Here is a 10,247-nt window from a genome sequence, read left to right on the forward strand (position 1 = left end):
CCCGGGTGCAGCGCCGGGCGTCCCCGCTTTTCAAAATTTTTGGCTCGCACCTGGCGCGCGGCTTGGCGCGGGGCGGCGCGTATTAAACCCCCAGCGCGGGTGCCGCCAGCGACTGGTCACACCCCGGAATAAAAAGGGGCAGACTTTTACAAGCCTGCCCCGTAACAATTTAATAAGTTCTTAATTTATTTAAGATCACTACGGATCTTCTCGAGGTTTTCCTGCAATGCTTTATTATTATTCTTTTTAGCTTTTTCGATCAGTCCATCCATGATCTTCACGCCTTCTTTTTTCTTACCCAGTTTGGCTAAGAGCCGGGCTTCCGTGAAATGATATTTCACGGACTCAGGCGTCAGCAATACTGCTCTCCTGTTCCAGTCGTATGCCTGCTTCAGCCATTGTTTTTTCACGCTTGCCTTTGTAGTGGCAAAGCCTTCAGCAGCACTGTTCAGGTTAATGGCCGCATCCATGGCAAACTTGCCGGATGCAGAATACTTCATGGATTGGAAGTAGTCGTTCTTTGTGCTGTCCTTCGATCCATCAAGATAGGGTTTCATGAACCTGGCCAGTTCTCTGGCATCACGTGCTCTGATGGAATCCACCGGCATATTCCAGGTCTCAGCCACAAATTTATCTGCCTGAGGTTTGAGGCTGTCTATCTTTCCTGCGGCAGCATAGTAACTCATGTCCATTCTGGAGATGGCATTCACATTATGCATAGCGGTTTCACCTCCCAATTGTTTCAGGTATTCCCTGTAAAGCAGGTATTCTTCCCATTCTGCTGCCTGCACGGCCTTACTTGCGCTCATGCTCAGCTGGCTATAGAGCTGGTCATACAGAGTGGATCCGAAAGCATTCCGGATATTCGATTCGCGGCTGATCCTGCTCAGTTCCTGCACATCGGTGAGCAGCCAGTTCATGATGGCGGGATTGTTGATACCCAGTCCGCGGAGGAAAAGTTTCTTTATTTCCGGTGATGCTTTTTCAGCATTAGTGAGCAGCGGGAAATATTCGTCGAGCGCTTTGGCAGGTGATAATTCCAGGTCGATCAGCTTCTGCGCATAGGCATGCAGGAATGCTTTGTCCCAGACGCCGCTTTCGTATTTCTGCGTCATCTTGCCAATGGAGTTCGGATCATTGGCCGAACTGATAGCGATATCTGCATTCTTATTGAACTTATCCGCTTCAAAATACCCGATACCACGATGGATCAGGTCGCCATCACTGTTGAGGTACAGATAGGTGGGGAAACCCTGTACACTGAATTGCTTCGCCAGTTCAGGCCCCTCTCCTTTCTCCGCATCCAGTTTATAATTGATAAAGCCGGGATTGTATTTGTCGCCCACTTCCTTCAAAGGGAAAACCAGCGCCACCATTTTTTTACAGGGACCGCACCAGTCGGTGTACACATCCACAAAAATGAGTTTGTTGGTCCTTTTGGCTTCGGCCTTCAGTTCGGCCCAGCTTCCATGGAAGAACTGCAGTCCCTTATCCTGCGCAACCAGTCCGGGTGCGCAGCATACCGTAATCAATACTAATGTCAGCAAACGTTTCATAGCTTCTTTATTTACCGGGGGTTTTGTTTCATGCCTGTCTGGTTGATCACGCTCTGCGGAATCGGATAAGCATAACGGAGATCATTGGGAGGCAAGGTATACGTGGTACCTGCGATCACCCTGGTGAGGGTAATGGCAAAGCGCGGGTCTTTGTTGAGGCGCTTCAGGTCTGTCCAGCGCAGGTTCCTGCCTGCGAGTTCCTTCCTTCTTTCATCCAGTATCTTCCGCAGCACCGTTTCCGGGTCAGCAGCATCGAAAGGTATGAAAGTATTGTCGATTCTTTTGATCAGCAGGTCATTCAGGTATTTAAGGGCCGGAACCAGCTGGTTCTTCCGCGCGTAACATTCCGCCACGGTGAGGTATAATTCATCATTGGCAAGGCCTGTGAAATATCCGTAGTCCACGTAACTGGCATTTCTTTCCACGTTCAGTACACCATTACTGGTAGTAGCCGTGAAGTATAGTTTCTTACGGTAATCATTATCCGAATACATATTGTACAGCGCCGGGTTGAAAGAAGGCAGGAAGAAATAAGGCACATCATAACTGCCTGCATCGTAATACAACATTTCCACATTGAATTTCGGGAAGACCGGAAACCCTGCAGGGCTCACGGTTTTATAGTCCAGCAGTTTGTTGTTGATGGCAAGCGCTTTCAATGCATAGTCCAGCGCCAGTTCAAAATTACCTGCACTGAGAAAGAGCCGCGACAACAACGCATAGGCAGCAGGCTTCACGGGCCTTGTTTTGAATTCCGTGGCATCCGGCATCAGTTCCGCCGCTTCTTTGAGATCCTTGATGATCTGGTCATAGCTTTCCTGCAAGCTGCTTCTCTGTGATCTCACAAACACATCCGAGCTCAACCGGATAGCGGCTCCCAGCGTGGTACCCGCCTTTGCGGAATCCCAGGGAGCACAGAATACCTGCGTAACGTTGTACATGGCATGCGCGCGCATGAAGAGCGCCTCTCCTTTGATGGTATTGCGTTCTGTGGGAGTGCCTGTATTGGTTTCGTTCAAACCTTCCAGCACCAGGTTGGCTACATATGTCCGCTGGTAACTGTTGTTCCACTCTTTGATCTGATCATCCGGTGCAAATACTTCTTTGGCCCAGATGAAACTGTTACGTGCATAGTTGGTGCTGAGACTGAGATATTCGGCATCGGTGAGAAAAAGATTATCACTGGCCAGTTCAGCGAGGTGACCACTGTAATTGAGGTCGTTGTTATTATCCAGCAATTGCCTGAAATCCTCTGTAGTATTGGGAATGATGCGACCTTTAGGCACTACGTCCAGGTACTTTTTGCAACCCGCCGCGCTGGCCAGTAATGCAGCGGTCATCCACATATATTTGAAACGTTTCATGTTTTTTTGGTTTTATAGTTCAACTTTAAACCCGGCCGTTACAGTGAATGGCACCGGCAGGAAGGTGGAATAAGTGAGCGGCACATAATCAGGATCGATGCCGGCCTTGTTGGCTTTCCAGAGCAATCCCAGGTTTTCCATATAAACGTATACCTGCATGGACCTGAAGAAATATTTCTTCCTGCCTGCAAACAGGTCATAGGAAATATTCACATCCCTCAAACGGATATGAGAAGCATTTTCCACCAGCCTGTCTGAGTACAGCCAGGCCTGATCCCGGTACTGGTCTGTATTGGTAAGCCCGGGATATTTCGGTACATCCGTGATCTTTTCATCACCCGGCTTCTGCCAGCGAAGTCCATAATCGGCATGACCCAGAATACGACTGTCAGTACCATTCAGTCCGCCGTAGTTGATGGAGTTCTTCCTGAAATAATGACCGAACTTATAAGTGATAGTACCGCTAAGGGTGAAATTCTTCCAGGAGAAAGTGTTGGTCCAGCCACCGAAGAATGTCGGCCGTGCAGGACCGTTATATACCAGCTTGTCTGCAGGCAGGCTGTTCAGAATTTCGGGGATACTGCCAGGCTTGTCATCAGCTCCATAGAGTTGCGGATTGCCTTGCTCATCCAAACCCGCATAGCGGAAACTGTAGATGCCGTACACAGGTTTCCCGATCATGGGAATGATCCTTCTGTCGGCCAGCATGAAACGGCTGGTGCCATTATCAAATGCATTGGAAGATGGTATGATGGCGATGTCCGTGATCTTGTCCGTAGCATGGCTTACCAGTAACCTGGTCTGCCATTGCAGGGTGCGGCCCGCTGTGGCATTCAGTTCCAGGTCAACGCCACTGCCTTTCATGGTGGCGATATTGGCGCGCATTGTGGGAAAGCCACTGGTGGGGTCCAGGAAGAGATCACCCAACAGATCACGACCTCCCTTGCGGAAATATTCCGCACTGATGCTCACAGCGCTGTTCCACAAACTTACTTCTGCGCCCAGGTTGAGCTGGCTCACTTTCTCCCACTGCAATAAAGGATTGGCGGGGTTGGTGATGTATTGCGTTGGAAGTCCTGTAAGGAAGAAGTCCAGCAGGCTGCTGGCCACCGGGTAAGCGGTCAGGCTTTTATCGATATTTCCATTGAAGCCGTACGTAGCGCGCAGCTTGAGCCTGTTCACGATGCTGGAATGGAAAAAAGGCTCACGGCTGATGGTCCAGGCAGCACCGGTTGACCAGAGCGGCACGTTCCTGTCTTTACGGTTCACGCCAAACAGGTTCGACTGATCGATACGTCCGCTCGCCGATAAAGTATACCGGCCCAGATAAGTGTAAGCACCATTACCATACCAGCTCACGTAACGGTCCACACTATACGAAAACGAATTGTTCATGGGAATTCTCGCCGTCTGTCCTGTCGGGAAGGTCCTGAAAGAACTGGTACCGTTCACATTGGCGTAATTGAGGGTACGGTCGTTATAGCCGTAATATTTATCGGTCCTCGAATCCACTTTGGAATCCCTGATCTCCATACCACCCACTGCTGTGAGAGAATGGCGGTTATCCTGCCAATCTTTATTGTAATCCACCTGCCCCCTGAAGGAATGAGCAGTGATCTGGTTCACTCCCAGGTCCAGGATATCTGCATTGGGCACATTGCGTGTGAGCGTGCTGTCAGCCGCAAAAAGCGTATACCTGTTGATCACATCCCTGGTGGAATAGAGAGAGGTGGGTTGATAGTTACGCAGGTTGCCGGTAGTTTTTTCATACTGGTATTTCAGGTCAACACGCAATGAAGGCAGGATCTTGTATTCAAACCCGCTGGCCAGTCTTGTCATCTGTGACTTCAGGGTATTGTCGCGCAGGTTGATCTCTTCGGCCGGTCTGAATGCCCAGTCCAGGAAACCTTTTTTCTTCAGGTACTCATTGTAATCACCCGTTACATTCCTGTGAATGGAAACAGGGTTTCCATCTTTATCAACCAGTCGCTGGTAGGGAAAGTAGGCATACCGGCCATTGATGTAACTGTTCAGGCCGTTGCGGGAATCACCCTGGAAACCTTCGAGGCCTACGCCATTGTTCTCGCGGTTATCCCAGGCGGAGTTGAAAGCCACATTGAAAGTGAGTTTCGGCGTGATGCGGATGGAATTGTCGGACCTCACGGTGATGCGGTCGGAGCTGTTGCCGCGCACCTGGCTGAGATCTTTATCGTAACCTGCTGAAAAAGCATAACGGATATATTCAGAGCCGCCGGTAACGCTGAGCACCTGCTGGCTGCGGAAGCCGTTGCGGTACAGCACATCTTCGGATTGCTGCCTGGCGTCCACGGTCTTCAGGTCGTTCAGCATGCTGGTAGCCTGATCGCCGGAGATCAGACCGTTCTTGCGGTCCATCATGATCTGGGTAGCATCAGAAAGTGGCCTTCTCCTGTGCGCGGCGGTATTGAAATAAGTATCGTAACGGCCGCCATCGAACCATTGTTGTTCCAGATCAACATAGTCAGAAACAGACATCAGTGGAAGATAGAAAAGATCGGGTTTCTTTGCCCAGGTGAACTGGTTGCGGACCTCTACCGAGGGTCGCTGGTTGAATTTTCCTTTTTTGGTGGTGATCACAATCACACCGTTGCCGGCCCTGGTTCCCCAGATGGAGGCTGCGGCTGCATCTTTCAGCAGGGTGACATTCTGAACATCGTTGGGGTTGATGCTGTTGATATCGCCTTCAATGGGGAAGCCATCCACCACTATCAGGGGCTTATCATTGGCATAGATGGTGCTTCTGCCTCGTACCACCAGTTTGGGTTGTGCATCATAACTGTTACGGACAAACGAAAGCCCGCTTGCATACCCTTCCAGTTTGCTGATGATATCGGACACGGGGCGCCTGTCGAGCTGCTTTGCATCCACGGTACTGAAACTTCCGGTGGATCTTTCTTTCGGGAGCGCCTGGTAGCCCGTGTTCACCACTACCACATCTTCCTGGCGGATGCTGATGTTCACACGGATGGTGAGCTCGGTTCTGCCCTGCACGGCCACTTCGCGGGTTTCGATATTGATGCCGCTCACGATCAGCACGGCATTATCGGGAACGCTTTTGAGCGAGAAATAACCATTGGCATCTGTGCTGGTGCCATTCTTTCCACCCTTTACCTGGATGGAGATACCGGGCAATGCCATTCCGGAACTGTCCACTACCCTTCCGGAAAGATCAGCCGGTGGTTCTTCTTCAAAAAGTGAGATATTCCTGCGTTGTTTCACCACCACTACCCTGTCTGATTCAATGATGGTGTATTGCAGCGGCTGGTCTTTGAAACAGAGCAGCAGGGCTTCATCCAGCGACACATCTTGCACATTCAAGGTTACGGGTCTGGCACGTTCCATTGCGCCACTGCTGAATGTAAAAGTGTAGCCAGTCTGGCGGTACAGCTCTTTGAATACTTCCGCCAGTGGAATATTCTTTTTTGTGATACTCACGCGCTGGGCCTCCGAAGAGATGGCCGAGGCTTGTAATACCATCAGTAACAGGATCGCAGAAAGTTTCATAACTCGCACCAGTTTTGGTTTCCACACCGCACCCATGTACGGGGTAGTCAGCTTAAAATGCATAACTTTGAGTTTAGACCGCCTTTGCTTTGCAAAGACGGTGAGTTTGGGTTAATTAATAAACAGTCTCGCAGATTGTATTATCATCGTTAATTCAGACTATTCACCGGAGCACCGTTCCCGCGGTCTCCGGTTTTCATTTGAAGCAACTATTTACAAGAAAATTATTGTGTCACCGGTTTTACCGTGATAGTATTCCCTTCGATTCTGAATGTCACTTCATCTGTCAGCTCCAGTGTGCGGAGCAGTTTGGATAGAGGTATATTGCGGCGAAGCGTGGAGGTGAAGCGGCCTTTGACCGGACCGGCGAAAACAACTTTCACCTGGTACCAGCGTTCCACTTCGCGCATGATCTCCGGCAGCGGTCGGTTATTGAACAGGAAAAGGCCGTTCTTCCAGGCCATCACTTCTTCGATGCCGGCCTCAGTAAGGTTTACCTGATCGTTGTTATCTAGAATAGCCTGTTGACCAGGTTTCAGAATCTGTCCATTGATCTTCACACTACCATTCAGCAAGGTGGTACGCAGAGGGTCTCCTGCATAAGCGTTCACATTGAAACGGGTGCCCAGCACCTGTATGTTGGCAGTTCCTGACCTCACGCGGAAAGGCTGGGCGGCATTCTTCGCCACTTCAAAATATCCTTCGCCCTGCAATTCCACAACGCGCTCTGCACCTTTGAAGGCAGTGGGATAACGAAGAGAGGAGGATGCATTCAGCCAGACCTTCGTACCATCCGCCAGTTCAAGCAGGTATTGACTTCCGTAAGAAGTGGAAACAGTATTGTAAACGATTTTGTCAGAGGAAGGCTGAAGATTGTAGCTGAGCAGGCTGCCATTCTTTACTATTCCGGCTCCTCCTTCCGTGGTGAGGGCGCCATCGGGAGATCCTTCCAGATCGATCTGCTGACCGTTCCCTAAGGTGAGGGTGACTGAAGATTTCGCAGGATCGATATCACCCTTTGCGATAGTGATCTCAGTTTGGTTAGCTGGAGCGTGCTTTGTGTTCCACCACCAGGCGGTTCCGCCAATAATGAGCAGCACTGCCGCGGCAGCTGCAAAACGCAGGAGCCTGCGTAAAGGGGCAGAACGTTTTTGTAAAGCATCTGCATCCATATGTTGTTGCAGGAATTCATGGAGACTGGTCTGCAACTCCGTATTATCAGCCGCTTCATAGCGGTCATCCATAAAACTGGCTTGCAGCAAAGCCTGTAATTCTTCCTGTGCGGAAACATTATCCAGCATCCCGGCCAGTTCCTTTTTTTCAGCCTCGCTGAGGCTGCCGGTTACATACTTGTCGAGCAATTCGCTGAGTGGTGAGCCTTGCATATCAATAAAGACGCAGCTCGTATCAAGGGGGGATTAACCGGTTTAAAAATAAATTTTCAGCGGTCGAGGAAAATGAAAGCTATCAGGATGGGCGCGATATCCGTGTATTGCCGGAGATGCTCCCTGAGCGCATTGAGGGCAAGCACAATATGTTGTTTTACCGTATTTCGGGCGATGCCGAGTTGCTGTGCAATTTCTTCATGGGTCATTCCCTGTATGCGGCTCATACGGAACACCTGTTGCCGCATGGGTGGCAGAGCGTCGATGCCCTTGTTGATCCAGCCCATTACTTCTTTGTAATGCAATTGCCGGTCAGGTTGCAACAGATCTTCCGGCAAATCAAAATCTTCATCCAGCGAGGTTTCCCGCAGTTTCCTGCGGATGGCGGAAATGATCTGGTTCCTGCTTACAATAAAGAGATAACTTTTGAAATGTTCAATACCAGTCAACTGCGTCCTTTGCTGCCAGATCTTTACAAACACATCCTGGGTGAGCTCCTGCGCATTGCGGGGTGATTTCATGTAAGACATGGCATGGCCATATACCTTCTTCCAGTATGTATCCACCAGGCGGTGGAAGGCAGCCGCATCTCCGGCAGCGATCAGTTGCAGTACCTTTTTTTCGTCGTATGGAGCTTGTGAATTCAGTCAGCGGGCGAATTGATCCGCGATAAAAATAAAGAAATCAAATCATTTCGCATGGGCAGCCGGTACTTGCAGGAAGTCTTCAACTGGGGAGAATACACCCCATTCCGGGTAATCGAACACCATGAAAATCAGTACCAAACCCCTGATGATAAAAAAAAAATAAAAAGAATTGCATCATTCGTGCAGTCCAATAAGTTATGGCTCGATTTTTACCTTAGGTTTGTCAAAAACAACGTTAGTGGCAGCACCCAGGAACTACGATGCAACATTTTGTGGCAAACTCCCTATACATCAAACAAATTCCATTCAACCGCACGGTGTGCTTTTATTGCTTGACCGGTCCTTTGAAAAAATCATCCAGGTAAGTGAAAATATTTCCGGACTGGTGAATCTGGGGCACCGTGAAGTAGCCGGCGCAAAGGCCCTGAATATCTTCACACAGGAGGCTGTCGATCTGATCAGGCAGGCAGTAAAGGACACTATCGATGGCAAACTGCCTTTGGTATTACCAATCCTTGTGAATGGAGTGGCAGAAAAGGTCTTCTGCCTGATCCATGTAGTGGAAGAAGGATTTGTTATTGAAGCAGAGCTCAGAAAATTTTACTCCAATCCTCCACAGTCATTCCTGGATATTTACCAGCGGATCAAATATATTTCGCAATATATAAATCTTGCCGACAGCCTGCAGGAAGTCTGTGAGGTCACGGTCCGGGAAATGAAAAAATGGACGGGCTTCGACAAGATCATGATCTACCGTTTTGATGAGAACTGGAACGGGACTGTGCTGGCCGAAGAAGCGGAAGAAGGCATGGAACTTTACATGGGGCTTACTTTCCCGGCTTCCGATATTCCCAAACCTGCGCGGGAAATGTATCTCAAGAATGCATACAGGCTTATTCCCAACCGGGAATACGAGCCAGTAAAGATCTATCCCCTGCTCAACCCGGTCAGCAATAGTTTTACCAACCTGCTCAATGCAGACCTGCGCAGTGTGGCGTCCGTGCATATAGAATACCTGAAGAACATGCAGGTGAAAGCCAGCATGAGTGCCAGGATCCAATACCAGGGCAAGCTGTGGGGACTGATCGCCTGCCATCACCGGGAGGCTAAATATCTTTCCTTTGAAGAATGTTCCGTAGTGGAAATGATCTCCAATATGCTTTCGCAGAAGATCACTTCTCTGCAGAACGAAGAAACAGTATCCCTTAAGCAAGAGCTCACCAGGCAGTTTGCAGACATCGTTGAAAAAATCGCCGTCACAAACAGCATCGTGGAAGCCTTTGCCGACAATGCTGCACTGCTCACGTCCTTTCTCCGTGCGGAAGGCATCGCCCTCAGTTGGGAAGGGCAAATTGAAACAGATGGAATAACACCTTCCGAAGGGGATATCGAGGTGCTGGTATACTGGCTTCGTCAGAAAGCCAGGCAACAGACCTACCATGAACACCAGCTGCCAGCCGTGTTTGAAGAGAGCCATACTTTTGCAGACAAAGCCAGTGGTATTATTGCATTGCCGGTTCAACCGGACCGAGGCAATTACCTGATCGCATTCAGACCGGAGCTGATCAAAACGATTTCATGGGGTGGCAACCCGGATGATGCGGTTCAGTTTGAACCCAACTCAACAGTGTACCATCCCCGCCACTCCTTCAAGGTATGGCAGCAGACCGTACATCACACGGCACAAAATTGGCATCCCGAAGAAATAGCGGCAGCTGAGCGGCTCAGGAATTTCCTGGTACAGCATACGCT

6 protein-coding genes are annotated in these 10,247 nt (G+C 49.8%); 1 reads left to right on the forward strand and 5 read right to left on the reverse strand.

Translation table 11 applies throughout. The features are described from left to right. Positions 1-185: 185 nt before the first annotated feature. The 5 genes from ACTHMC_RS06160 to ACTHMC_RS06180 form a co-directional block, all read right to left on the reverse strand. On the reverse strand, positions 186-1,556 hold the full coding sequence (locus ACTHMC_RS06160) for a thioredoxin family protein (RefSeq protein ID WP_440411783.1): 1,371 nt from the start codon (positions 1,554-1,556) through the stop codon (positions 186-188). Between the two features lie 11 nt (positions 1,557-1,567). Next, positions 1,568-2,920 carry a RagB/SusD family nutrient uptake outer membrane protein gene (locus ACTHMC_RS06165; protein ID WP_440411785.1) on the reverse strand — a complete coding sequence of 451 codons (1,353 nt, stop codon included), beginning with the start codon at positions 2,918-2,920 and terminating at the stop codon, positions 1,568-1,570. A gap of 12 nt (positions 2,921-2,932) precedes the next feature. After that, positions 2,933-6,463, reverse strand: a complete 3,531-nt coding sequence (locus tag ACTHMC_RS06170; RefSeq protein WP_440411787.1) for a SusC/RagA family TonB-linked outer membrane protein — start codon at positions 6,461-6,463, stop codon at positions 2,933-2,935. Between the two features lie 224 nt (positions 6,464-6,687). Continuing rightward, entirely contained in the window at positions 6,688-7,848 is a 1,161-nt protein-coding gene (locus tag ACTHMC_RS06175; RefSeq protein WP_440411789.1) for a FecR family protein, read from the reverse strand. Between the two features lie 56 nt (positions 7,849-7,904). Next, a complete protein-coding gene (locus tag ACTHMC_RS06180) occupies positions 7,905-8,495 on the reverse strand; it encodes an RNA polymerase sigma factor (protein WP_440411793.1) in 591 nt (196 codons plus the stop codon). A 319-nt stretch (positions 8,496-8,814) separates the two neighbouring features. Here ACTHMC_RS06180 and ACTHMC_RS06185 point away from each other — a divergent pair. Then, a partial coding sequence (locus ACTHMC_RS06185; RefSeq protein ID WP_440411791.1) for a GAF domain-containing protein occupies positions 8,815-10,247 on the forward strand: 1,433 nt, incomplete at its 3' end.

The organism is Pseudobacter sp. (assembly GCF_051955275.1).
In the GTDB taxonomy this organism is placed as follows: Bacteria; Bacteroidota; Bacteroidia; order Chitinophagales; family Chitinophagaceae; genus Pseudobacter.